26 protein-coding genes and 1 riboswitch are annotated in these 24691 nt (G+C 55.7%); of the genes, 5 read left to right on the forward strand and 21 right to left on the reverse strand.

The annotated features are described in order from the left end of the window. Positions 1 to 26 precede the first annotated feature (26 nt). The 8 genes from IYV58_RS01520 to IYV58_RS01555 all read right to left on the reverse strand — a co-directional run bounded on the left by IYV58_RS01520 (position 27) and on the right by IYV58_RS01555 (position 6787). On the reverse strand, positions 27 to 836 hold the full coding sequence (locus IYV58_RS01520) for a shikimate 5-dehydrogenase (protein WP_123828579.1): 810 nt from the start codon (positions 834 to 836) through the stop codon (positions 27 to 29). After that, positions 829 to 2058 (reverse strand): L-sorbose 1-phosphate reductase, encoded by a 1230-nt coding sequence (gene sorE / locus IYV58_RS01525; RefSeq protein WP_195729378.1) that lies wholly within the window; start codon positions 2056 to 2058, stop codon positions 829 to 831. Before sorE ends, IYV58_RS01520 begins: the two co-directional genes overlap by 8 nt. 176 nt (positions 2059 to 2234) lie before the next feature. Beyond that, positions 2235 to 3059 carry a PTS system mannose/fructose/sorbose family transporter subunit IID gene (locus IYV58_RS01530; RefSeq protein WP_004127729.1) on the reverse strand — a complete coding sequence of 275 codons (825 nt, stop codon included), beginning with the start codon at positions 3057 to 3059 and terminating at the stop codon, positions 2235 to 2237. Positions 3060 to 3070: 11 nt separating this feature from the next. Continuing rightward, entirely contained in the window at positions 3071 to 3868 is a 798-nt protein-coding gene (locus IYV58_RS01535; RefSeq protein WP_087829627.1) for a PTS mannose/fructose/sorbose transporter subunit IIC, read from the reverse strand. A 186-nt stretch (positions 3869 to 4054) separates the two neighbouring features. Further along, a complete protein-coding gene (locus IYV58_RS01540) occupies positions 4055 to 4549 on the reverse strand; it encodes a mannose/fructose/sorbose PTS transporter subunit IIB (protein WP_004127734.1) in 495 nt (164 codons plus the stop codon). Further along, positions 4549 to 4956 carry a mannose/fructose/sorbose PTS transporter subunit IIA gene (locus IYV58_RS01545; RefSeq protein ID WP_014227521.1) on the reverse strand — a complete coding sequence of 136 codons (408 nt, stop codon included), beginning with the start codon at positions 4954 to 4956 and terminating at the stop codon, positions 4549 to 4551. The genes IYV58_RS01540 and IYV58_RS01545 overlap by 1 nt, the downstream gene beginning before the upstream one ends. Positions 4957 to 4965: 9 nt before the next feature. Beyond that, positions 4966 to 5769 carry an SDR family oxidoreductase gene (locus IYV58_RS01550; RefSeq protein ID WP_004127739.1) on the reverse strand — a complete coding sequence of 268 codons (804 nt, stop codon included), beginning with the start codon at positions 5767 to 5769 and terminating at the stop codon, positions 4966 to 4968. Between the two features lie 70 nt (positions 5770 to 5839). Continuing rightward, positions 5840 to 6787, reverse strand: a complete 948-nt coding sequence (locus IYV58_RS01555; RefSeq protein WP_087829630.1) for a sugar-binding transcriptional regulator — start codon at positions 6785 to 6787, stop codon at positions 5840 to 5842. A gap of 348 nt (positions 6788 to 7135) precedes the next feature. On the opposite strand from IYV58_RS01555, the gene rluF reads away from it, so the two are divergent. Then, on the forward strand, positions 7136 to 8008 hold the full coding sequence (gene rluF, locus IYV58_RS01560) for a 23S rRNA pseudouridine(2604) synthase RluF (protein ID WP_004127743.1): 873 nt from the start codon (positions 7136 to 7138) through the stop codon (positions 8006 to 8008). On the opposite strand, the gene IYV58_RS01565 is transcribed toward rluF, so the two are convergent. The 4 genes from IYV58_RS01565 to IYV58_RS01580 form a co-directional block, all read right to left on the reverse strand. Continuing rightward, complete coding sequence (locus IYV58_RS01565) at positions 8005 to 8277, reverse strand: YjbD family protein (RefSeq protein ID WP_004127746.1); 273 nt, start codon at positions 8275 to 8277, stop codon at positions 8005 to 8007. The genes rluF and IYV58_RS01565 overlap by 4 nt on opposite strands. Positions 8278 to 8459: 182 nt before the next feature. Continuing rightward, positions 8460 to 9404 (reverse strand): ketopantoate/pantoate/pantothenate transporter PanS, encoded by a 945-nt coding sequence (panS, locus tag IYV58_RS01570; RefSeq protein ID WP_004127747.1) that lies wholly within the window; start codon positions 9402 to 9404, stop codon positions 8460 to 8462. 111 nt (positions 9405 to 9515) lie between these two features. Then, complete coding sequence (gene rtcR / locus IYV58_RS01575; protein ID WP_049115447.1) at positions 9516 to 11096, reverse strand: RNA repair transcriptional activator RtcR; 1581 nt, start codon at positions 11094 to 11096, stop codon at positions 9516 to 9518. A gap of 105 nt (positions 11097 to 11201) precedes the next feature. After that, complete coding sequence (locus IYV58_RS01580; protein WP_071988251.1) at positions 11202 to 11405, reverse strand: hypothetical protein; 204 nt, start codon at positions 11403 to 11405, stop codon at positions 11202 to 11204. A 138-nt stretch (positions 11406 to 11543) separates the two neighbouring features. Here IYV58_RS01580 and IYV58_RS01585 point away from each other — a divergent pair, with 138 nt between their 5' ends. Further along, entirely contained in the window at positions 11544 to 12671 is a 1128-nt protein-coding gene (locus tag IYV58_RS01585; RefSeq protein WP_172879602.1) for a slipin family protein, read from the forward strand. A 5-nt stretch (positions 12672 to 12676) separates the two neighbouring features. Further along, positions 12677 to 13465, forward strand: a complete 789-nt coding sequence (locus tag IYV58_RS01590; RefSeq protein WP_087829761.1) for a nucleotidyltransferase domain-containing protein — start codon at positions 12677 to 12679, stop codon at positions 13463 to 13465. 39 nt (positions 13466 to 13504) lie between these two features. On the opposite strand, the gene lysC is transcribed toward IYV58_RS01590, so the two are convergent. After that, entirely contained in the window at positions 13505 to 14854 is a 1350-nt protein-coding gene (lysC, locus tag IYV58_RS01595; protein WP_004127755.1) for a lysine-sensitive aspartokinase 3, read from the reverse strand. Positions 14855 to 15034: 180 nt separating this feature from the next. Then, positions 15035 to 15268: riboswitch (Lysine riboswitch) on the reverse strand. Positions 15269 to 15620: 352 nt separating this feature from the next. Between lysC and pgi the strand changes: the two genes are divergently transcribed. Then, a complete protein-coding gene (gene pgi / locus IYV58_RS01600; protein WP_004127757.1) occupies positions 15621 to 17270 on the forward strand; it encodes a glucose-6-phosphate isomerase in 1650 nt (549 codons plus the stop codon). Between the two features lie 45 nt (positions 17271 to 17315). Here pgi and IYV58_RS01605 read toward each other — a convergent pair whose 3' ends face one another. The 6 genes from IYV58_RS01605 to IYV58_RS01630 form a co-directional block, all read right to left on the reverse strand. Further along, positions 17316 to 17771 (reverse strand): acyltransferase, encoded by a 456-nt coding sequence (locus IYV58_RS01605; RefSeq protein ID WP_004097740.1) that lies wholly within the window; start codon positions 17769 to 17771, stop codon positions 17316 to 17318. A gap of 8 nt (positions 17772 to 17779) precedes the next feature. Further along, positions 17780 to 18289 (reverse strand): GNAT family N-acetyltransferase, encoded by a 510-nt coding sequence (locus IYV58_RS01610; RefSeq protein WP_004127761.1) that lies wholly within the window; start codon positions 18287 to 18289, stop codon positions 17780 to 17782. A 110-nt stretch (positions 18290 to 18399) separates the two neighbouring features. Next, positions 18400 to 18777: a Rid family detoxifying hydrolase gene (locus IYV58_RS01615; protein WP_004127773.1), complete on the reverse strand. Its 378-nt coding sequence runs from the start codon at positions 18775 to 18777 to the stop codon at positions 18400 to 18402. 25 nt (positions 18778 to 18802) lie between these two features. Then, entirely contained in the window at positions 18803 to 19123 is a 321-nt protein-coding gene (locus tag IYV58_RS01620; RefSeq protein WP_004097748.1) for an AzlD domain-containing protein, read from the reverse strand. Next, positions 19116 to 19853 (reverse strand): AzlC family ABC transporter permease, encoded by a 738-nt coding sequence (locus IYV58_RS01625; RefSeq protein ID WP_195729379.1) that lies wholly within the window; start codon positions 19851 to 19853, stop codon positions 19116 to 19118. The genes IYV58_RS01620 and IYV58_RS01625 overlap by 8 nt, the downstream gene beginning before the upstream one ends. 67 nt (positions 19854 to 19920) lie before the next feature. Beyond that, positions 19921 to 21198 (reverse strand): L-cysteine desulfidase family protein, encoded by a 1278-nt coding sequence (locus tag IYV58_RS01630; protein ID WP_004127779.1) that lies wholly within the window; start codon positions 21196 to 21198, stop codon positions 19921 to 19923. Between the two features lie 377 nt (positions 21199 to 21575). On the opposite strand from IYV58_RS01630, the gene psiE reads away from it, so the two are divergent. Continuing rightward, positions 21576 to 21986 (forward strand): phosphate-starvation-inducible protein PsiE, encoded by a 411-nt coding sequence (gene psiE / locus IYV58_RS01635; protein ID WP_087829644.1) that lies wholly within the window; start codon positions 21576 to 21578, stop codon positions 21984 to 21986. 188 nt (positions 21987 to 22174) lie between these two features. Here the strand turns inward: psiE and malG are convergent, their stop codons facing one another. Both malG and malF read right to left on the reverse strand, forming a co-directional pair. Continuing rightward, positions 22175 to 23065, reverse strand: coding sequence for a maltose ABC transporter permease MalG (malG, locus tag IYV58_RS01640; protein ID WP_004097756.1), 891 nt, complete (start codon positions 23063 to 23065; stop codon positions 22175 to 22177). Positions 23066 to 23079: 14 nt separating this feature from the next. After that, entirely contained in the window at positions 23080 to 24624 is a 1545-nt protein-coding gene (malF, locus tag IYV58_RS01645) for a maltose ABC transporter permease MalF (RefSeq protein WP_087829647.1), read from the reverse strand. Positions 24625 to 24691 lie beyond the last annotated feature (67 nt).

The raw sequence follows: 24691 nt of genomic DNA on the forward strand, positions 1-24691 counted from the left end.
CCTCCCTGGCGCTCTCCGTTTTGCCCTTATCCTCTGGCAAAGGCCGCGGCTTCAGCGACCAGCGCCGCGTCCGGGCGCACGCCGGTGTAGAGCGCAAATTGCTCCACCGCCTGCAGGGCAATCACCTCCGCGCCGCTGATAACGTGCTTGTCCAGCCTCTGCGCCAGCTTGATGAGCGGGGTTTCCGGCGGTAGCGCGACCACGTCAAATATCACGGCGGCCCGTTCCACCATTGTCTGGCTAAAGGCCAGGGTTTCGCTTTCCGTACCGCCCGCCATGCCGAGCGGCGTGACGTTAACCAGAATATCCGCTGCGATTCCCTCTGGCTTGGGCTGCCACTGGAAACCGTACTGCTTCGCCAGCGCCAGGCCGCGCTCGCGATGGCGGGCGGCGATAATCACATCGCGGAAACCGGCATCGCGGAAGGCGGCGATGACCGCTTTGCCCATTCCGCCGCTGCCCTGGATCATCACTTTGGCAGAGGCGTCGAGCCGATGGCTGTCAATCAGGCTTTTTACCGCGATATAGTCGGTATTCAGCCCGGTCAGCCTGCCGTCGTCGTTGACGATGGTATTGACCGAATCAATCACCTTTGCCGAAGGGTCAAGAGCGTCGAGAAACGGTATGCAGCTCTCTTTAAACGGCATCGAGACCGCGCAGCCGCGAACGCCTAATGCGCGCACGCCGTTTACCGCCGCGGCAATATCCTGGGTCGTAAACGCTTTATAGATATAGTTCAGCCCCAGCTTTTCATACAGATAGTTGTGAAAGCGGGTGCCGAAGTTGCCCGGACGACCGGCCAACGACATGCACAGCTGCGTATCACGATTAATCATGAACAATATCCTCCGCGTGGGCCAGCAGATACACCTCCGCCTCTTTTGACCAGATACCGTGATGGCGCTCCATAATCGCCGCCAGCTGCGGATCGCTGATTTCTCCCAGCGGCGTCAGCGGGATATTTTTCCCGGTATAGACCAGCTTTTTACCGCCTCCCACCGCCGGTAAATCCAGGGTCGTCTCGCCCGCCGCGTTCAGCCCCAGAATATGGGTCACCACCTTCGCGGTCTGGACTTTTTTCGCCTGCATCAGCGCTACGGCGGCGCGCATATCGTCGGTATTACCGCCGGAGGTGCCGACGTAGTGGGTAAATGCGTAATGCACATCGTAAAAATTGATCGGCGCGCTGAACTGCTTATCCTGCGGACCGGCGAAGAAGTTCAGGCAGCCGTCTGCGGCCAGCAGCGAGGATGCCAGAGTGATGAGCTGTTCGTTAGGGACGAAGACGAAGATATCGTCAAAACCGTGGCCGCCGGAGAGCGCCATCAGCGTTTCGCGGCTGGCGTCACGCCCATCAAGATAGTGGATCAGCGTTTGCGGCTCGGAGGGATAGTGCTGGCGCGCATAGCTGAGCTTTGGCTTATTGGTGTCGGTGACCACCAGCAGCGCCGGATTGATCGGGCCATGCAGCGCGTAGTCGATAGCCAGCAGGCCCATCGGGCCGGTGCCGCCGAGGATCAGCGTGCGCCCCTGCGGGCGAATGCCCATCACATGGTTATAGCTGCCTTCCTGCAAATGGTAGTTGGCATTGAACGCGCCGATCACGCAGGAGAGCGGCTCCACCAGCGAACCTTCAAACCAGGTATCGCCTTCCCAGGAAAGCAAACAATCCTGTTCCATCACCTCGTTGGGGATCACCACGTGGGTGGCTTCGCCACCGATCCACGGGAAGGAATAGCCGGGGCAGTCCGGGCGATCCGGCAACTGCAGGTTGGCCTGAATAACATAGCGTTGACCAGCGTGAAACTTGTGCTGCCACTTTTTACCGACGGCGATAATTTCCCCGCAAAACTCATGGCCGATGATAATCGGGTTGGTCGCCACATCGTCCGGCACCTTTTTGTGGTCCCCACCCTGATTCGCCTCTTTCCATGAGGAGAGGCACAGGCTGTCGGTGACCACCCGGGCGAGGATTTCATCATCCTGCATCGCCGGTAGTTCGAAGGTTTCCAGGCGCAGGTCGCGTTTGCCGTACAGGCGCAGGGCTGTTGTTTGCATATTTACCACCTCATCCCCTTCATCTTTCGCATTACGGCTGTGTTGGCTTTCTTCACGCCCTGGTCACGCAGTGAATCTACGCTCCCAGGGATACGTTCGGTTGCCGCTTTGCCGTACTGCGCAATCTGTTGGGGCTAACTTGTTGAAGTAGCCCCGGCATCGCCGGGGCGGAATAATCAGGACAGGAAGCCCAGCGCGTTACCGATAATCCCCAAACCGAAGAGGGCGAAAATCAGCCATACTGGGTTCACTTTCTTATTAAGCAGACGCACCATCAGCAGCGTCAGGCCCAAAGCCAGCAGCCCGGGGCAGAGCTGATCGAGGATGTTCTGTACGGTCATGGTGACGGTCGAGCCATCGGCGCCCGGCGTTTGCGAGACCACCAGCGGTACGTTGATAGTGGTCCACTTGGTGACCAACACGCCCATCACAAACAGGCCAAGAATGGAGGCGCCTTCGGTCAGCTTTTGCAGCAGGTTGCCGCCCATATCGCTGACGATATTGACCCCTTTACGGAAGCCAAGCTGCAGCCCGTACCACTTCATCGCCAGACGTACTGCGTTGAAAATGAAGAAGAATAGCAGGGGGCCAAGAATATTCCCGGAGAGCGCCAGCGAGGCGCCGAGGGCGGCGGTAATTGGCCGCAGCGTGCCCCATACCAGCGGGTCGCCCACGCCGGCCAGCGGCCCCATCAGACCCACTTTGATCCCGTTGATGGCGCCATCGTCAATAGCGGCGCCGTTAGCCCGCGCTTCCTCCATCGCGGCGGTCACGCCAATCACCGGCCCGCACACCGCCGGGGTGGTGTTAAAGAACACCAGATGGCGCTTCAGCGCGGCGACCTGATCCTCCTTCAGCGGGTAGAGGCGCTTGATGGCCGGGATCATGTCGTAGCAGAAGCCAAGCCCGTGAATACGTTCGAAGTTGAATGACGCCTGCTGCAGGTTGGAGCGCAGAAACATGCTCACCAGGTCGCCTTGGGTAATTTTTCTCTGTTCCATGTTGGGCTCCTTCAGTCGTCAAGCTGGTCAAGGGCAGTGGAAGAGGTGGCGGCTGCCTGCGCTTCAGGTTTACGCCACTGCGGATTAAGCTGGATATAAATCAGCGCGATGATGACCCCCACGCCGCCGAAGGCCAGCAGGCTAAAGTCGAGATATCCCCCTGCGAGGAAGCCGAGGAAGAAGAAGGGCATCAGATACTTCACGCCCATCATGCGCAGCACCATGGCGTAGCCGACCACCACGATAAAACCGCCGGCGATTTGCAGACCGCGGGTGACGAATTCCGGGATGGCGTTGAGCATATTGCTGACCATATCCGCGCTGACGAACAGCGAAACCACCAGCGCGGGGATAGCAACGCGCAGCGCCTGTACACCCAACGCCGATACGTGCAGCAGATCGATTGTCCCGAAGCGCGCTTCTTCTGCTGCCTTATCCGCCGCGTGCTGGAACACCACGGTAATGGTGCGGGCGAACACGGTGAGCACCTGACCCGCCGCGGCGACCGGCAGCGCAATCGCTATTCCGGTAGCGATGCTTTGCTGGCCCACGATCACCAGGATGGCGGAGATAATGCTGGCTAACGCCGAATCCGGAGACTGCGCCGCGCCGACGTTCATCCAGCCGAGCGCGATCAGCTCCAGCGTCCCGCCGAGCATAATCCCGGTTTTTAAATCACCGAGAATTAAGCCAATCACGGTACAGGCGATTAATGGGCGGTGAGTCTGGAATTCATCCAGCACGCTGCCCATCCCGGCAATACAGGAAAAAATAAATATGGCGATGATTTGTAGGGTACTTATTTCCATAATTTGTCACCTTGAGGGTATAGAAATCCCTGCCTTTTACGGCATTTACACGATGTTCTTCAGGCTGCCTCTTTGTTGACTGCATTCTCTCGCCCCAGTCACATAGTTAGCTATGCTGCTGGTGACTCGCTCATTTGCCGCCGAGATGCATTCAGAATGACAGTGTGTAATAAAAGGCGCGTTTTATTATTCTGTAACGGACTGCTCTGCTATTTTTTCGAGAATATTAACCGACGGATCCGAGGCTACGACGCGTAAATCAAGCTTAACGCCCAGCTTATCTAACTGCTGAAAGGCATTAATATCCGCTGCGTCTAATGAGACCGCTTTGGTTAACTGTTTTTTACCCGGTCGCCAGGCCATGCCGCCAATATTCAGGGTGGCTATTTTGACGCCCTGCTGCACCATGGTTAATACGTCCTGCGGATTAGTGAATAAATAAAAAACCGTTTCGTCCTGATATTGCGGGTTGTGATAAACGGCGACGGCTTTCTCGATATTCACCACATTGACCTTCATGCCCGGCGGCGCGGCCTGGCGAAGCAGCGTGCGGCGAACGTCGTCGTTATACACGTCGTCATTACAGATAATGATACGCTGGGCGTTGGCCACTTTTGACCAAACGGTGGTGACCTGGCCGTGAATCAGGCGGTCATCAATGCGTGCGAGCGTAATGTTCATCAGAAATCCTCCTCAACGGTTTCCGGCTGTCGCCAGGTGACGCAGCACTGGCTGGCGATAGTCTCAAGATGTTGGCACAGTGCTTCTGCATTCATCGTTTGCTGGTTATCGACCAGCTCCAGAGCCAGCGGTAGCGACAGGCCGCTGATGACCCGAAGCTGCGGGTTGCGCATCGCCAGGCCGGCGGCGGCGTTCCACGGGCTGCCGCACTGTAGATCGACGGCGATGAGCCACTCCTCCTCTTTGTGAGTACTTACCAACTTTTCAAGCTTATCGGCGATATCGCCCGCGTTTTCCCCCGGTACAAACGCCACGGCGCTGACGTGGACATCGCCGTAAACCATGCGCACCGAGTCGAGCATGGCGCAGGCCAGCTGACCGTGAGCGCAGAAGATGACGTTAACCATGTTTCCCCCTTAGCCGCGCGTTTTGCCGCCCGCAATGTTAGTGGTTACTCCGGTAATGTAGCTGGCGCGCTCTGAGAGCAGATAGCAAACAAAATCAGCAACTTCACTGAGACGGCCGGAGCGACCAACAGGGATCGCATTTTTGCTATAGCCTTCGCGCAGCTGTTCTACAGTGATATTGCGGGTCCAGGCCAGCGCCTCTTCATATTCCGGGGTACGCAGCCCGGTTTTTTCCAGAATGCCCGGCGCGACGCCTACGACGCGAATACCGTGTTTGCCCAGCTCTTTCGACCAGGAGCGGGTAAAGCTGTTCAGCGCGGCCTTGGTCGCGGCGTAGCAGCTCTGGCCTTCAGAGCCTTCGAGACCGCTTTCCGACGAGACGTTAACAATCACGCCGCTGCGCTGTTTCACCATCTGGCGCGCCACCGCCTGCGACATCAGGAAAACGCCTTTCTGGTTGATATTGACCATTTTTTCGAATGCCGCTTCATTTAATTCATAGCGACCGGACGGCGCTTTCTCATCCACTAATAAACGCGGGAAATTGACGCCGGCGTTATTGACTAAACCATCAATGCGGCCAAAGCGCTGAATAATACTCTCGACGGTTTTATTCACTTCGCTGGCGCTGGAAATATCGGTTGGCCAGAAATTATAATTATCGCGATTCTGATGTTTGTCGCCGCCGTGAATATCGCTCATCTGCACGTTGGCGCCCTGGGCTAATAACTCATCGACAATCGCCAGGCCGATTCCTGATGCGCCGCCGGTCACGATAATTATTTTGTCTTTTAAATTTAACCATGTATTCATTATCGACTCCTGTTTCTTTAGATAAAGGGATCCCCCGCAGCAGCGCTGCGTGAAATCATATTCTTGACATTTACTTCAGTAATGACTCAGCGGTTTCTCGATTCGTCACCAGACAATTAATGTAATGACCGTTTAAGGCGCCAAGAATCCCGGCGTATTTCTCCTCGCCCATGGCGATACCCACCGAGTAGCGCGCCTGCTTGAGTTTCGCCATCTCGATAGAGAGCGTTTTTTCGCTCATGGCGGTTTCGACCAGCGCGCCATCAATGTTGTAAAAACGCGAACAGATATCGCCGGCGACCTGGCGAGCGTTGAGATCGTCGCTCTCTTCACTGCCGTAAAATGCATGCCAGTTGGCGCCGTCGCGGATCGCCGGAGAACCAATGCCCACCAGCGCGACGTCCAGGTTATCCCAGTAGGAGGCAATCGTTTTAAAATGCCGGGACTGCATAATACCGTTGCGAATTAATGTGTTATCCAGCAGTGCCGGGAAATCGGCGAGATGCGATTCCGCTTTCAGCTTCGCCGCGGCGCCGTAGGTCAGCGTATTCACGTGGTAGCGGCTCTCCAGCTTGCCGGAGGGGCCGCCGATAATCGGCACGCAGATAACCTGACGGGACTGGCTGGCCTGTGGCAGATTCTCCACCAGCGCGCGCACCGCTCGACCCCAGGAGAAGCCGACGATATCGCCCGGCTCTAGCAGCCTGTCGACCAATTGCGCGCCATGCAGGCCGATTAGATTGAGCTGATCCTCCTCCAGCAGTGAGTTGCAGGCCGCCACTACCGCCTCTTTGAGACCGAATTTTTGTTTTAGCTGCTGCTCAAGCCACAGATTTTCGTTGTAGTCGTAGTTGATGGCGATAGTGACGATGCCCTGCTCGCGGCCGCGCTTCAGCATACGGCTGATAGTGGTGCGGTATATCCCCAGCTCGCGGGCAATCTGCGCCTGGGTCATATCCTGCTCATAGTAGAGCTGGGCGATTTTCACGATCAGACGAATATCGTCGCTGTTTTCCATCGTCACTGTCGGCTCCTGCACATTTGTGCAAATGGGAGAGTTGCTGTCATGATCTGATATAACCCCATCAGCGACCCGCTTCAAAGAAATTTTCCTCTATTTCATGAAGATGTTCCGACCATTTCTGTTGCACATTTGCGTTGCTTACCGGTGGTTTATGGCACCTTTGTGCTGGACGTGATAAGAGCCTGATTCTGCTTTGTTTCGCCGGGCAAAGTTGCCGGGCTTTCATGGGCACACTTTTGTGTTGAAAGGCGGAGCAGATCACACTTAGTGTCAGGCGACGAGAGCGCGATTCTTTTTTATCGCCCGTAAGGTAGGGTATATTTCGCTTTTACAGGAGATTTTATGCTGCCCGACTCATCAACCCGACTTAATAAATACATCAGCGAAAGCGGAATTTGCTCGCGTCGTGAAGCCGATCGCTTTATCGAACAAGGCAACGTTTTTATCAACGGCAAGCGCGCCACCATCGGCGACCAGGTTAAAGCTGGCGACGTGGTAAAGGTCAATGGCCGGTTGATTGAGCCGCGCGAAGCGGACGATCTGGTCCTGATTGCGCTGAATAAACCGGTTGGCATCGTCAGCACCACCGAAGACGGCGAGCGCGACAACATCGTGGATTTCGTTAACCACAGTAAACGCGTTTTCCCCATCGGTCGCCTGGATAAAGACTCCCAGGGGCTGATCTTTCTGACCAACCATGGCGATCTGGTGAATAAAATCCTGCGCGCCGGTAACGATCACGAAAAAGAGTATCTGGTCACCGTTGATAAGCCGGTGACCGATGAGTTTATCCGCGGCATGGGGGCGGGCGTACCGATTCTCGGCACGGTGACAAAGAAATGCAAAGTGAAAAAAGAAGCGCCGTTTGTGTTCCGCATTACCCTGGTGCAGGGGCTGAATCGCCAGATCCGCCGGATGTGCGAACACTTTGGCTATGAAGTGATGAAGCTTGAGCGGACGCGGATCATGAACGTCAGCCTGACGGGGATCCCGCTGGGAGAGTGGCGCGATCTGACCGACGATGAGCTGATCGATCTTTTCAAACTGATTGAAAACTCGTCTTCAGAAGCGAAACCGAAGGCAAAAGCGAAGCCGAAAACGGCCGGCATCAAGCGCCCGGTGGTGGCGATTGAAAAAACCAGCGACAAGTCCTCCCGCCCGGCGTCGAACGGCAAACGCTTTACCGCGCCGGGGCGCAAGAAGAAAGGGCGTTAACGTCTGCCGCGCGTCGGGGTATTTGCCGACCAGGAAAACGAGGCCTCTGCATCCGGTTTATACGCCTGCTTTTTCTTCAGCTGGCGAGCTTTTTTTGCCTCGGTTTCCCGCTGAAGCATCAGCTTATCGATGTACTCTTTTTTCACGCTATTGGCTTCCGCGTTAGTCAGCGGACGGCCATGGGCGATGCGCGCGCGGTCGAGCAGGGTTTTCAGTTCGCGCTGTTCGCGCTCGGTCATCTCTTTTTGCGTGATGCGGGGGAGTGCCATAGTGGTGCCCTCAATTAGCCTGTGGTTTCAGTGTACGGTATTGGGGCTGACGTCTCACGGTAAATTGTTGTGCCTCGCAGAAAATCCCGGAGGCGGCGCTGCGCGCCTGTCCGGCGACAAAACCCGCAAGCTGCACGGACCGTAGCCCGGCTAAGCGCAGCGCAAGCCGGGAAAATTACGGGTTATTCGCGCTCTTTTACCGTTTTACGCGATTTATCAACAATAGGCTTCCCTGACCAGTAACCGGCCAGCAGCGAGCCGGACAGGTTGTGCCAGACCGAGAACAGCGCGCCGGGCAGCGCGGCCAGCGGGCCAAAGTAGATTTTCCCCAGCGCGGCGGCAAGGCCGGAGTTCTGCATTCCCACCTCGATCGCCAGCGTGCGGCAGGTGGATTCGTCAAAGCCAAACAGCCGTCCGCCCCAGTAGCCGCCGAGCAGGCCGATGGTGTTATGCAGGATGACGGCGATAATCACCACAAAGCCTACGGAAGCGATATGCGATGCGGAACCGGCCACCACGGCGCAGATAATCGCCAGAATGCAGACCATCGAAAAGGCCGGCAGAAACGGCTCCACCGCCTTCACCACTTTCGGCAGCAGATGGTGCACTACCAGCCCCAGCGCAATCGGGATCACCACGATTTGCAGAATGCTGAGCAGCATCCCCATCACGTCCACCTGAATATGCGCATCCACGTACAGACGCGTCAGCAGCGGGGTGGCGACCACCCCAACCAGCGTGGAAACCGATGAGATGGTGACTGAGAGCGCGACGTCGCCTTTTGCCAGAAAGATCATCACGTTGGATGCCGTACCGCTGGCGACGCTGCCGACCAGCACCATCCCGGCGGAGAGCTCGGGCGGCATGTGAAAAATCAGCGCCAGCAGCCAGGCGGCGAGCGGCATCACCAGGTAGTGGAGAAAAATGCCGGCGGCGACCGGCGCGGGGCGGGAAAGCACGCGCTTAAAATCGTCGACTTTCAGATGCACGCCCATGCCGAACATAATCAGCATCAGCAGCGTCGGGACCCACGGGCCAACGGGGGTAAAAGTGGATGGCGTGTAATAGGCGATAACCGAGAGCAGCAGCGCCCATAATGGGAACAGCCGCGTAAGCGTGGCGAGCATGTTGTTTTCCTTGCACGTAAGTTGTGTTTGCTTGTTATAGACCGGCCGGGATCGAGCCCGGCCATCGCTATTGTTTATCGTGCTAAGACATATTATTCAAACAAATTATGCTCATGTTCCGCTGCGGATGAGCTCCCAGCTGAGTCCGAAGCGCGCTAAATATTTGCGCAAGCGGTCGGCATCGTTAGGGTTGGCCTTTTTTTGCCGGGAGACGGCGAACAGCTCGCGTCCGGCTTCGGAGAGCGAAGCGCTGCGTTGGCAGACCTCCAGCACCGTTTCCAGCTGGCGGCGATCGAACAGATCGATTTCCAGCGCAATATCAGGAGAAGATGTCGTGAGCTGCCAGCTCTCTTTCAGCAGCATTATCTCCTCTTCCGCAACGGCTAGCGTAATGCGCCCCTGCTCGGCCAGGGTCGCCATGCGCGCCACGGACGAGCTGAGCTCGCGAAAATTGCCGCGCCATTGCGCCTGCGGCGAACAGGCAAAGGCCAGATAGCGTTCGCGGGCGTCTTTATCGAAGCGGATCTGCGTCTGCCGCTCGTTGGCCAGTCGCCGTAATTCATACTCCACGTTCGGCGCAATATCTTCCCGCCGCTGCGCCAGGCCGGGGAGGGCAAAGCGCCACATATTGATGCGCGCATAAAGATCTTCGCGAAAGCGCCCCTCCGCCACCCACTGCTGCATATCGCGATGCGTGCCGGCGATCAGCTGGAAGTCGCTGTGCACCTCTTTATCCGAGCCAAACGGGAAAAAGGTTTTTTCTTCGATGGCCTTCAGCAGCATGGCCTGCTCATCCAGCCCCAGCTCGGCTATTTCATCGAGAAACAGTACGCCGCCGTCGGCTTCGCGTAATAGCCCGGCGCGAGGCGTCACCGCGCCGGTAAACGCGCCTTTGACATGACCAAACAGCGTGGACATGGCGTTATCGCCGCGCAGCGTGGCGCAGTTCACCGCCATGAATTTTCCCGCCACCCGATGCCGTGACTGACGAAGCTGAAAAATACGTTTGGCGAGGACGGATTTACCGGCGCCCGTTGGGCCGGTAAGCAGGATCGGATCGGTCGATCGGATCGCCACGCGCTCAATACGATCGATAAGTGCGTTGAACGTCGCGTTCCGCGTCTCGATACCTGCCTTCAGGAAGGAGACGGACTGCTGCTGCTCGCGCTGAAAGCGGCTGGTGAGCGCAGCATAGCGGCTTAAGTCCAGATCGATCACCGAGTAAATACCGGCGGCGACGGCTTCATCCGCTGCGCCTTTCGGCGCAGGGCTGGTCTGCAGCAGGCTGGCGGGAAGGTAGCGCGCTTCGGTCAGCAGGAACCAGCAGATCTGCGCCACGTGGGTCCCGGTGGTGATATGCACCAGATACTCTTCGTTTTCGGTATCAAAGCGATAGCGGTTGGCGAAGTCGAGAAACGCCGCGTAGACCTCTTCAAAATCCCAGGGATCGTTGATTTCAACCGTATGCGGATGGACTTCGGTATGCGGCGAAAGCTGTGCGATATCGTCAATCAGCTTTTGCGCCATATTTTCATCACGCGGCTGGTGGAGAAGCTCCAGCCTGTCGACAGGAAAATCGGCCTGCTGGCATAGCCCCACGGTGGGCCGCCATTTTTTAAAACGGTTCGCTCGCTTGCCGCGTTTATCCAGTACCGTTCCGAGGACGCCAATCACCACTCGCCGCTTTTTCATGTTTATCCCAAAAGATAATTGTTGATATTTAAAGATAAAAAAACCTGTTGGCGGGAGCAAGCGCTACGGTGTGCTTTGAAAATAAAAACCTTATTAATCAATTTTTTAAAAAACAACTTTCGCCATTGTTGTTTTTGGCACGCATCTGGCAATAGTCCTTTTGTCACGACGCTGAAGACGCAGGGGGTTAAACCCCGCCGGCACGCCAGGAACGGTACAGACCGTTTTTCGGGCGCGTTCCGTCAGCCGATGACCACCAATGGGTTCGATTCCCGATTTCATCTCCAATGAAAACTGGTTGTTAATCATAAAAATACACCGGGGTTGTGCGCAGTCGGCACTCCCCAAAGCAGGTCGCCGGTAAAGGCGCCGTGCCGCAGGTAAAAGGGAGTTCCCCTGCGGCTTCGCCCCTGCACCCGCGCCTGATTAATTGTTAAGGAATAAAAAATGACGAAAAAAATTACGGTACGTAAAGGTCAGCTTGGCCTTTTATCCCGCCAGGGCGACTACTATCAGGTTCTGGAAGCGGGCGAGCACCGCCTGCCGTGGTTCAACGTTCCTGACGTGCTGATCGTAAACCGGGACGGCAGCGAGGTGCCGGAAGCGCTGGCGGAGTATTTACGGCGCTTTCAGCCTGAATGGGTTGAACGCTACTGCCTGGCGGCGGATTTGACGGATATCGAAACCGGGGCGCTGTATGCCAACGGTGTGCTGCAGGAAATTTTACCGCCTTCGACGCGCCGGCTGTACTGGTCCGCCGGTGACGAGATGCGGCTGCTACGTATCGATACCCGGCAGGTTGCGGTTCCGGCTGACATCATGAATGCGGTGCTGCAGCCGCGACGTCACGGGGCGGTAAAAGGCCGCGAAGCGATCCTCACCGTATCGGTGCCGGCGTGGCACGTCGGGGTGCTGAAAATCGACGGCGAGACACAATCGCTGCTGCAGCCTGGCCTGAGCGCGTACTGGAAGATCAATCACCTGGTGGAAGCGGAAGTGGTCGATACCCGCCTGCAGGTGCTGGAGGTTGGCGGCCAGGAGATTCTGACCAAAGACAAAGTGAACCTGCGTTTAAATCTGGCGGCGAACTGGCGCTACAGCGATGTGCTGCAGGCTTTTGGACAGCTGACGAAGCCGCTGGACCATCTATATCGCGAGCTGCAGTTTGCGCTGCGTGAAGCCGTCGGAACACGAACGCTGGATGCGCTGCTGGAAGATAAGAAAATCATTGATGAGGTGGTAAGCGCGCAGGTCACCGAGCGCATGGCGGCATTTGGTATCGACGTCGCGTCGCTGGGCGTGAAGGATATTGTGCTGCCCGGCGACATGAAAGCCATTTTGTCGCAGCTGGTGGGGGCGGAGAAATCGGCGCAGGCGAACGTGATCCGCCGGCGTGAAGAGACCGCGGCGACGCGCTCGTTGCTCAACACCGCGAAGGTGATGGAAAACAATCCGGTGGCGTTGCGTTTAAAAGAGCTGGAAACGCTGGAAAGAGTGGCGGAGCGTATCGATAAAATCTCGGTCTTTGGCGGTCTGGACCAGGTGCTGCATGGCCTGGTGAATCTAAAAGGATAATGAAAATGACGTATCACGGTGTGAACGCCGCCATGCGCCATAAGGTGCAGCGGCAGTTAAACGACGTGGAGCGGCGCTACGGCGTCAGGGTGCTCTACGCCTGCGAGTCCGGCAGCCGGGGCTGGGGCTTTGCTTCGCCGGACAGCGATTATGATGTGCGGTTTCTCTACGTTCATTCGCTGGAGTGGTATCTGCGGGTGGACGCGCAGCGCGATGTTATTGAGCTGCCCATCGACGATGAGCTGGACGTTTGCGGCTGGGAGTGGCGCAAAGCGCTGGGTCTGTTGAAAGGGGCGAACCCGACGCTGATCGAATGGCTGGATTCACCGGTGGTGTATCGGCAGGATGATGCGACGGTTCAGGCGCTTAAAAAACTCATCCCGCATTGGTTTTCTCCGGTTCGCGCCCGCTGGCATTACTACTCGATGGCCAGGAAAAATTTTCGCGGCTATCTGCAAGGCGAACAGGTGCGGCTGAAAAAGTACTTTTACGTATTGCGCCCGCTGCTGGCCGTCCGCTGGGTTGAGGCGGGAAAAGGCGTGCCGCCGATGCGCTTTGATGAACTGCTGGCGGGAAGCGAGCTGGAAACGGGTCTACGTGCGGAAATAGGCGAGCTGCTGGAGCGTAAACAGCGTGCGGGAGAGGCGGAAAACGGCCCGCGTCGACCGCTGCTGCATGCGTTTATTCAGTCCGAGCTGCTCAGGGGCGCAATCCCGCCAGCGCTGCCGGAGAGCCGGAGCGGTGATGTCAGGGAGTTGGACAGATTGCTGATCACCACGGTGATGGGAAACTAAAAATGGCCCGGCAGAAATGGCGGGCCATTTTATTCGCTATTACTCGAACAGATTATGATGCAGCTTCTGCACCACTTTTTCGGCATCCGCTCCCGGTACCAGGAAGCACAGGTTATGGCTGGATGCGCCGTAGCAAATCATACGAATATTAAACGGGTCCAGTACGCCAAACACCTCTTTACCGACGCCGCACGCCTTCGACAGCTCATTACCAATGATGGCGACCAGCGCCAGATCCTGCTCGACCTCAACGCGGCACAGAGAGGAAAGTTCGGTCAGCAACCCTTGGGTGAGCAGGGTATCGCCAGCCGACGTCGAACCGGTGGTATCCATGGTCAGCGCCACGCTCACTTCCGACGTGGTGATCAGATCGACGGAGATACTGTGACGCGCCAGAATACTGAATACCTCGGCCAGAAAACCGCGTGAGTGCAGCATATTCAGGCTGTGCAGGGTTAGCAGCGTCTGCTTGCGGCGCAGCGCCAGCGCGCGGAACAGTGGCGGGTTTTCGGTGTTTTTGCACACCAGCGTGCCGCCGGCTTTCGGCTCTTTGCTGGAGCCGACGAATACCGGAATATCGCTGCGCACGGCGGGGAGCAGGGTGGCCGGATGCAGGACCTTCGCGCCAAAGGTCGCCATTTCCGCCGCTTCTTCAAAAGCGATAACGTCAATGCGTTTGGCCGCCGGGGCGACGCGCGGGTCGGTGGTATAGATACCCGGAACATCGGTCCAGATATCGACGCGGGTGGCGTTTAGCGCTTCGCCGAGCAGCGCGGCGGTATAGTCGCTGCCGCCGCGGCCCAGGGTGGTGGTACGGCCTTTGGCTTCGCTGCCGATAAAGCCCTGGGTGATCACCAGCCCTTCCGCAAGGCGCGGGGTCAGCTGCTGCTGGGTTAATTCAGATAAGGCGGCGATATCCGGTTCCGCACGGCCAAAGCGGTCGTTGGTGCGCATAATTTTGCGTACATCGAACCACTGGGCGGCGATACCGCGCTCGCGCAGGATCTCGACAAACAGCAGGGTAGACATCAGTTCGCCGTGGCTGACCAGCTCGTCGGTTAACGCGGTTGAGCTGGCCAGGGAGGCGGCTTCCGCCAGGGTGGTGATATTTTCCAGCAGGCGCTCAATTTCATCGCGAATAACGTTGGGATAGCGCAGACGCTCCAGAATATTGAACTGGATTTGACGCATGGCATCGAGCTTCGCGAAACGTTCGCCGGGTTCCAGCCCTTCCGCTAATGCGACCAGCAGGTTGGTCACGCCCGCTGAGGCGGAAAGCACCACCACGCGGGTATTGGCATCCAGCAGCGCGACGTCTACGCTGCGGTTCATGGCATCAAAATCGGCAACGCTGGTGCCGCCGAATTTGGCTACAACTAAATCTGTCATAACAACCTCGTGTCAGGGGGCCTGACTTATTAAAACGATTCCAGAAAACCAATCCTGGCGGGGCTGGACGCAGCCGGATTGCAATAAAATGTCTTAATAAGCCAGGCCAAATTATTCAGCCATGGCACAAGGGAAGAGCGAAAAACAGGGTGGGCGCAGAGCGATAAACAAACTACGATGTCACCCAGAAGTGCTCCACCTTGTAGACCCGCTTGCCGATGCTGTGCATCAGATGGCGAGTATGAAACGCCCGACTGCGAACGTTTCTGGTGACAACCCAGGGGATTCAGCCCCTGTGGCCGGTGATGAGCGTAACCAGACGCTTATTCACCTCGGCGTTGCTCCCCCTCACGTATTTTCCCCGGACTGGCTCCTCCAATACGGTTACCTGGGCAACGCACCTCTTCTGGCAATTACCGACGTCTTTCACTTTGCCTGGGGGACGCGGGACATTATACCCCCCTACAATACCCTTTCGCTGTAGCGTGAAATGCGCGATCCATACATATCTACGTATACGTAGGTACTGCCGTTATATAAAGGCTTCAGGCGAAGTATGTCAACGTCAGGGTTATGCGGATTTTTCATGCGCGGGTCGCTGACAGAAAAAAGCCTTATGATGTCTATACTATCAGGGGCATTTTGCGCCAAATCGGCCCAATTTCTGACGCGTATCATCGGCATAACATAAAAATCATCACAATTTTTCGTCACCGGCGCTACAATCGACCGCAGTCACAATTCTCAAATCAGAAGAGTATTGCTAATGAAAAACATCAACCCAACGCAGACCTCTGCCTGGCAGGCATTACAGAAACACTTTGATGAAATGAAAGACGTTACCATCGCGGATCTGTTCGCGAAGGATAGCGATCGTTTCTCTAAATTCTCCGCCACGTTCGACGATCTGATGCTGGTGGATTTTTCCAAAAACCGCATCACCGAAGAGACGCTGGCAAAACTGCAGGACCTGGCCAAAGAGACCTTCCTGGCAGACGCCATTAAATCCATGTTCTCCGGCGAGAAGATTAACCGTACGGAAGATCGCGCGGTGCTGCACGTTGCGCTGCGTAACCGCAGCAATACTCCGATTCTGGTTGATGGCAAAGACGTGATGCCGGAAGTGAACGCCGTGCTTGAGAAGATGAAAACCTTCTCCGAAGCCATTATCTCCGGCAGCTGGAAAGGCTACACCGGTAAAGCGATTACCGACGTCGTCAACATCGGTATCGGCGGCTCCGACCTCGGCCCGTTCATGGTGACCGAAGCGCTGCGCCCGTATAAAAATCACCTGAATATGCACTTTGTTTCCAACGTCGATGGGACCCACATCGCCGAAGTGCTGAAAACGGTGAACCCGGAAACCACGCTGTTCCTGGTGGCGTCGAAAACCTTTACCACTCAGGAAACGATGACCAACGCCCACAGCGCGCGCGACTGGTTCCTGGCGACCGCCGGCGATGAGAAACACGTAGCGAAACACTTCGCCGCGCTCTCCACCAATGGTAAAGCGGTGGGCGAGTTCGGTATTGATACCGCTAATATGTTTGAGTTCTGGGACTGGGTTGGCGGCCGTTACTCTCTGTGGTCAGCCATCGGCCTGTCCATCATCCTGTCCGTGGGCTTCGACAATTTTGTTGAACTGCTCTCCGGCGCGCATGCGATGGACAAACACTTCTCCACGACCGCGCCTGAGAAAAACCTGCCGGTGCTGCTGGCGCTGATTGGTATCTGGTACAACAACTTCTTCGGCGCTGAAACCGAAGCGATTCTGCCGTACGACCAGTATATGCACCGCTTTGCCGCCTACTTCCAGCAGGGCAACATGGAATCCAACGGTAAATACGTTGACCGTAACGGCAACGCCGTGGATTACCAGACTGGCCCAATCATCTGGGGCGAGCCGGGCACTAACGGTCAGCACGCGTTCTACCAGCTGATTCACCAGGGGACCAAAATGGTGCCTTGCGACTTTATCGCCCCGGCGGTTACCCACAACCCGCTGTCCGACCACCATCCGAAGCTGCTGTCTAACTTCTTTGCGCAGACCGAAGCGCTGGCGTTTGGTAAATCCCGCGAAGTGGTCGAGCAGGAATATCGCGATCAGGGTAAAGATCCGGCGACCCTGGAACACGTTGTGCCGTTCAAAGTGTTTGAAGGCAACCGCCCAACCAACTCCATCCTGCTGCGTGAAATTACGCCGTTCAGCCTGGGCGCGCTGATTGCCCTGTATGAGCACAAAATCTTCACCCAGGGCGTGATTATGAACATCTTCACCTTCGATCAGTGGGGCGTTGAGCTGGGCAAACAGCTGGCTAACCGCATCCTGCCGGAGCTGAAAGATGGTTCCGAAGTGAGCAGCCACGACAGCTCCACTAACGGTCTGATTAACCGCTATAAATCCTGGCGCGCATAATCGCTAAAACGTTCGCAATGCCGGCCCATGTGGTCGGCATTTTTGTTATAGCCGGCGCAGCAGCTTTGCCGGGTTCCCGGCCCACACGCCTTTCTCAGTAATGGATTTTGTCACCACGCTGCCCGCGCCGATCACGACCCCATCGCAGATGCTGACCGCCAGAATGGTTGCGCCGCTGCCGATAGACACATCGTTGCCAATCACAATTCTTCCCCAGCTCTCGCGGTCGGCGTTGGGTTTGCCTTCGCGGAACATATCGTTGGCGAACATCACGCCGTGGCCGATAAAGCAGCGCTCGCCGATGGTCACGTACTCGCAGATAAAGGTGTGGGACTGAATTTTGCTGTCGTTGCCGATGCGGGTATGACCCTGAATCTCCACAAATGGCCCGACGAAGACGTTATCGCCAAGCGTGCAGTCGTAGAGGTTGGCGGGTTGGTAAATCACCACGTTTTCGCCGCTGGCGACGTTGCGAATGGCGGTTTCACGAAGGGTATGCATGCTGCCTCTCAGATTGGTTTAGCCAGAATATGGAGTGTGCTTTGCTGGGTTGCAGAATGAAATGCCACATCCTTCACGTGCTGCATCCCCTGGCGTTCATAAAAACGGCGGGCGCGGGTATTCGCGGCGAGCACTTCCAGCCATAGCCAGCTTTCACCCGTCTCTTTCGCTCGCGTCTCGACGGCGCGGAAAATCTGCTCGCCGTAACGATGCCCGGTGGCGTCAGGCAGTAGATAGAGCTTATGTAGCAGCGCGCCGGATGGACCCCCGGGATCAATATTCTGACCACAGGCGTATTTAGCAAAGCCGACAGGGCGCGCGGCTTCCGCAATCAACCAGCAGCACTGCGGATCGGCCAGGCTGGGCGCCAACGCGGCCATGGAATACTCTTGCTGCAGGTAGTGCTCCATTTCCTCGGCGTTGTGCCAGAGATGGGTAAAGTGGTGGCGGTAACTGACGTTGGCCATTTCGTTGAGTAAAGCCGCATCTTCCGGACGTCCAATACGAATCTTTAGCATTCTGCGTTCCTCGCAAAGAAGTGGCGATATTTTGCCCGTAAACTTCGCTGCGGGTAAACCTCAAAAGTGGGGGGGAAGACGTTGCCGGAGGAGGACCTCCGGCAGGGGGATTAGGCGACGGCGATGGCTTCGATCTCAATGCCCGCATCTTTAGGCAGTCTGGCGACTTCAACGCAAGAGCGGGCTGGAAAGTCCGCGTTGTGTTCGGCGAAGAACGCTTCATAAACCGCGTTGATGGTGGCGAAGTCATTCAGATCCTTGACGAAGACCATCGTCTTAACGATGTTTTTCACCTGCAAACCCGCCGCTTCAACGATAGCCTTAACGTTATCCAGCGACTGTCGCGTCTGCTGAGCGATGTCGTCAGACATGGTGCCGTCTTGCGGATTGACCGGCAGCTGCCCCGAGGTCATCGTCATGGTACCCAGGTTTACCCCCTGAACATACGGACCAATGGCGGCAGGCGCAGCGGCAGTGGTAATTATCATTCTGTTGATTCCTTCTGATAGGTGGTTACATGAAATAGTTGAGCAAAACGAGTGAACCGACGCCGCTGACGACGACCCATACCAGGCCCAGGCGGAAGCTGGCGAGCGTGCAGATAATCGCGGCGATCACCTTCGGGTTTTTCAAATCGAATTCCATGCTGGAATTTACGCTCAGGATCTGAATCGTGATGATGGCCGGCAGCACGGTCACCGGCACAAAACGCAGCGTTTTGCTGACCCGGCTCGACATCTGAATCTTCCCGGCGAGGCCAATGAACGAGAAGCGAATAAGAAAGGTCACGGCGGCCATGCCCAGCGTCAGGGCGATAAAAAAGCTATTACTCATTTTCCAGCGCTCCTTCGAGAGAGAGTTTGTCAGCGGCCTGCGCCTGTTTACGCTCTTCGGCGAGATCGACGCTCAGGCCCGCCATTACGCCCAGTACGGACGCGACGACGATACCTAACGAGTAGGGCAGTACGACCAAAAGTACCCCGGATACGGCAGCAACAACGGCGGCGACGGTACAGGCCTGGCTTTTGATTTGCGGGACCACGATGGCGATAAATGCGGCGACCATCGCGAAGTCCAGACCATATTTTTCAATGTGCGGAAAAGACGCGCCAACCAGAGCGCCAAGGAAATCGGCCAGTACCCAGGCGAACCAAAACGTCAGCATTGCTGAAAAATAGAAAAGATATTTATCTTTTTTATTCTCCTCCATCTCTTTCACCGTCGTGGCGTACACTTCATCGGTCAGGGCATATGCCATAAAGCATTTTTTAAAGAAGGAGGCTTCGCGTACCGCACTGGAAATAGAGGCGCTATAAAGCACATGGCGAAGATTAATTATCATCGTGGTGAATATAATCACCCCAAGGCTCGCTCCGGTTTTTAGCATATTTAACGCCAGCATTTGTGCCGAACCGGCGATGACAATCGTCGACCATGCCGTACTTTGCCAGATACTCATCCCGGCGCTAACGCTTAGCGCGCCGACAATAAATGAAAACGGAAAGTCGCCGATGCACAAGGGAAGTATGGCGCTCATACCCCGTAGAATAACTTTTTTGTTCATAAGCAATACCTGTTGTATTCAGGAGATTAATTATTTGTGTAAGGTACATTAAAACGCGAATTAATGATTACTTTGCTACCATAATGTTGATGATTTCTTTATCGGTATAGGCCATGGGCTTAATCACCAGACGGCAGAGATTATTAATGGTCTGCTCTACATCAGCGCAAACAATGCCGTCATTAGAGCCTGCGCAGCTATTTTGCATCGCCATCAGTACGGCCTTAAAGGCGCTGGAAACCACGGACGATACTTTCATTGCGCAGCTATTAGAGGCGCCATCGCAAATCATGCCGGTAATATCGCTGATCATATTAATAATAGCGGTATTAATTGTTTGCAGGTCACGGGTAAATAACCACGCCATACCTGCCGCGGCGCCCATCGCTGCCGTGGACGCTGCGCATAGCGCGGACAGACGCGTATAGCGGGAGTGGATCGATATGGCGGTCAGGTGGGAGAGCGCCAGCGCCCGCGCGAGGGTCTCTTCATCGGCGTTAAGATGCTCCGCGACCGTCACTACCGGCATGGTGGCGGCGATACCCTGGTTACCGGAACCAAAGTTTGACATCGCGACGACGGGGGCTCCGCCCATTCGCGCGTCGGATGCGGCGACGGTATTGATGATGACTTTACTCAGCAGGTCGTTGCTGAGCAGGCCATTTTTTACCGCATCAGAGAAGGTGCCGTTGATGTTCAAACCGTATTTTTTGCTTTTACCTTCCTCCGCCAGCGCCGAATTGAGCCGGGCGGCTTCGAGAATAAATGCGATGTCGGCGAATTCGACCTCGCTAATAAAATCAAAGGCCTCGGCAAGCGAAAAGGTTGCTAATGTTTCCTGCTGCGTTACCGTACTCTGTTTGTCCGCCAGCACCTGCGCTTCGCCATTAATATACAGCTCAACGATATTGGTATGCGTGCCCTTGACCACCACGCGGCAGCTCTTTTCGCCGCCCGTTAGCGTCAGATCCAGATGAATAAAATCAGGGGTGTCTTGCACGCTAATATTGACCTGACCATCGGCGATTAATTTTTGGGCTAGTTCAACATGCCGTTCGCTAATCCCCTCCAGTGTTTTTAATCCCTTATCAGCGTCGCCGCCAAATGCGCCAATTGCGGCCGCAAGCGCCACGCCGCTGACGGATGTTCCGGGAATAGTTACGCCCATTGCATTCTTATACAGATTTGCGGAAATAAAACCGCTAATACTTTGACAAGCGGTATCCAAATGTTTCGCGGCGTAAGCCGCGGTAAAAGAAATAGCGACAGGCTCTGTACAGCCTAATGCCGGGGCAACTTCTTTTTTCAGCCAGTTTATAAATAGAGATGCGTGTTCAGTAGTCATATTTTATATCTATCCGCTAACGAGGGCTTATTAATATGCGAATATGCTATGTCAATTCTTAAGAAAAAACTTACTCTAATACCCCCGTTATTTATGCCTGAAAGAGAAAAATATTCGCTTATTAAAATATTGTAAAATTGTGATCTTATTATGGTTAATTAGCTGATTTGATAGGTATTTATATTCTGTTTTTTGAACATAAAAAGGGATTTAGTTAACTGCCTCACAGCCTCGCCGAAAGTAAAAATTTCTTTTTTTACGTATTTCGTCGGATAGTCGAGAGCTATGTAGTAACAAGAAGGGACTCATAAATGTAGATCTGGATCACATTTTTGCGTTATACAGGTCACAGGAAATCATGATGATGAGGTGTACCTATGCCGCCGGTTTATCGTCCGTTGGTGAATTTTATTGCAACCGCCATGCAAACCGTTTTGAATCTCGGGCTATTGTGTCTGGGAGTCATACTGATCGTTTTTCTCGGGAAAGAGACGTTGCATCTGGCGCACGTCCTGTTCACCCCTGAACCTGTCAGTAAGTACAAGCTGGTGGAAGGGCTGGTGGTCTACTTCCTCTATTTCGAATTTATCGCGCTGATAGTGAAGTACTTTGAGTCGGGATTTCACTTCCCGCTGCGCTACTTTGTCTATATCGGCATCACCGCCATCGTCCGCCTGATCATTATCGATCATGAGTCGCCTATGGCGGTACTGATTTACTCCGCGGCGATCCTGATTTTGGTGATTACGCTCTGGCTGTGTAACTCCAACCGCCTGAAACGCGAATAAAAAAAAGCGGCCTCCAGGGCCGCTGACCAACAGTCACAAATTAAATTTATGTAGGGTCCAGTTGAGGATAGCAGTGGCATTTGCCTTACTTTTTCAGCTGAGGGCGGCGGCAATACCCGGTTGGGGACGTGTATTGCCGCTAAACCGCCGGCCCTCATCTGAAATTTGGGGCGGGTGTTACAAAAAAATTAACCTTTCACTCCGCCAGCCGTCAGGCCGTTGACCAACCAGCGCTGGGCCAGCAGGAACACTACGGTAATCGGGATGGCGGAGAGCACCGCCGCGGCGGCAAAGTCGCCCCACAGATAGTTCTGCGGGTTGAGATACTGCTGCATTCCGACCGCCAGGGTATAGCTGTTCACATCGCGCAGCAGCAGGGAGGCCACCGGTACTTCGGTAATCGCAGCGATGAACGACAGAATAAACACCACCGCCAGAATCGGCACTGACAGCGGGAGCAGCACCAGGCGGAAAGCCTGCCATGGGGTGGCGCCGTCCAGCGCCGCCGCTTCTTCCAGCGAGCCGTCGATGGTTTCGAAGTAACCTTTAATCGTCCAGACGTGCAGCGCGATACCGCCCATATAGGCAAAGATGACGCCGCCGTGGGTATTCAGGCCGACGAACGGCACGTACTGGCCAAGACGGTCAAACAGGGCATACAGCGCGACCAGCGACAGCACTGCGGGGAACATCTGGAAAATCAGCATCCCTTTCAGCAGCGTTGCTTTACCTGGGAAGCGCATGCGGGCAAAAGCGTAAGCGCAGGTGGTAGAGAGCGCGACAATGCCAATAGCGGTAATGCCGGCCACCTTGATGGAGTTCCACAGCCACAGCAGCACCGGGAAGGGCGGCGGCGTGACGCGGCCGTCAGCGTGTTCGACGCTGAAACCTAACGCCAGCCGCCAGTGCTCCCAGGAGATACTTTCAGGGATCAGGCTACCGGTGGCGAAGTTACCTTCGCGCAGAGAGATAGCGATAACCATCAGCAGCGGGAACATAATCGCCGCGATAAAAATCAGCAGCAGGAGATGCGTCGTGAACAGGCGCAGCTTCTGAGATTTGGGTTGAACCATAGCCATAATCGTTATCTCCCTTAATCAAACTTCATACGTGTGGCTTTCAGGTTAACAATCGCCAGCGCGCCTACCAGCAGGAAGATCAGCGTGGCGATAGCCGCCGCGAGGCCGAAGTCCTGACCGCCGCCGCCTTCAAAGGCGATACGGTAGGTATAGCTCACCAGCAGGTCGGTGTAGCCCGCCGGCGTGGTGGTGCCGAGCCGGTCCGGCCCGCCGTTGGTCAACAGCTGAATCAGCACGAAGTTGTTAAAGTTAAAGGCGAAGCTGGCGATCATCAGCGGCGTCAGCGGCTTGATCAGCAGCGGCAGCGTAATTTTGAAGAAGTTCTGGAACGGCGTAGCGCCATCCATTGCCGAGGCTTCATATAAATCGTCAGGAATCGCTTTCAGCAGGCCCATGCACAGGATCATCATGTACGGATAGCCCAGCCAGGTGTTGACGATGATAATCATCGTGCGCGCGGTGGTCGGGTCGCTGAACCAGGCTGGCTTGATGCCGAACATCGCACTGAGCATCATGTTGATCTCGCCAAAGCTCTGGTTGAACAAGCCTTTGAAAATCAGAATCGAGATAAATGACGGTACGGCATACGGCAGAATCAGCAGTACGCGGTAAATCGCTTTGCCCTTCAGGGCTTCCCACTGGACGAGACAGGCGAGCACCATGCCGACCGCAACGGTGAGAATCACGGTCAGAACGGAGAACACCACCGTCCAGACGAAAATCGCGAAGAACGGTTTCTGGATCCCTTCATCCTGGAACACGCGGGTGAAGTTATCCCAGCCGATGGTTACGGTGTAGCCCGGGCTGAGCTTTTCGCTGCCCCAGCTGCCGTCGGCGTTGATCGCCTGATAGAAACCGACCTCGGCGTTCGGACGATATTTCACGCCGCTCTGGTTGTTGGTCAGCGTACCGTCATTGGCCAGCGCGTACAGCGGTTGAGTACCGGAGAACTGACGCAGGGAGCTCATGATGACTTTGCTTTCATCCGGCAGCACGGCGGTCAGCTGGTTCAGGGCGGTACGGTTTTGCGTAATCACGCGCAGCGTGGCGCGCTCGCCTTCCGGCAGGGCGTCAGCCTCTTTTAAGGCCAGCTTCTGCTCGCCGCCGAATTTAAAGGCGTCGGAAAGATAGTTTTTGCCGCTTTCGCCGTCGGTCAGCGCCAGCTTCCATTCATCTCCCGCCGGATAGAGCGCGAAGTTGTAGGATTTACCCGCCTGGAAGGAGCGGTCCATCAGCACCTGTTGGGCGCGTTCGAAGGTCAACTGGTTAGTGCTGCTGTAGTTGGTAAAAGCGATTGCGATCGTGCAGATCAGCGGGAACAGGACGAACAGCCCCATCCCGGCGAGACCCGGATACACATAGCGCCAGGCGTAGGCTTTGCGATTGGAAAAAATATACAGGCCAACCGAGCTCAAAATCAGCGTCATGATGGCAAACAGGTACTCCCCCTGGGCGTACATCAAAACAACAAGGTAACCCACCAGCAGGCACAGCAAGCCGATCACAGACCATGTGAGCTGCGGGCTTTGCCACCAGTGTTTCTTTTTCACGACATCCATGGGGATCATCCTCTTTACACTTTATCCTTCGCGCTACCTCTTTGTTGGCTGCGGATGCGTACCCCAG

The organism is Klebsiella sp. BDA134-6, assembly GCF_015601345.1.
Classification (GTDB): Bacteria; Pseudomonadota; Gammaproteobacteria; order Enterobacterales; family Enterobacteriaceae; genus Klebsiella; species Klebsiella grimontii.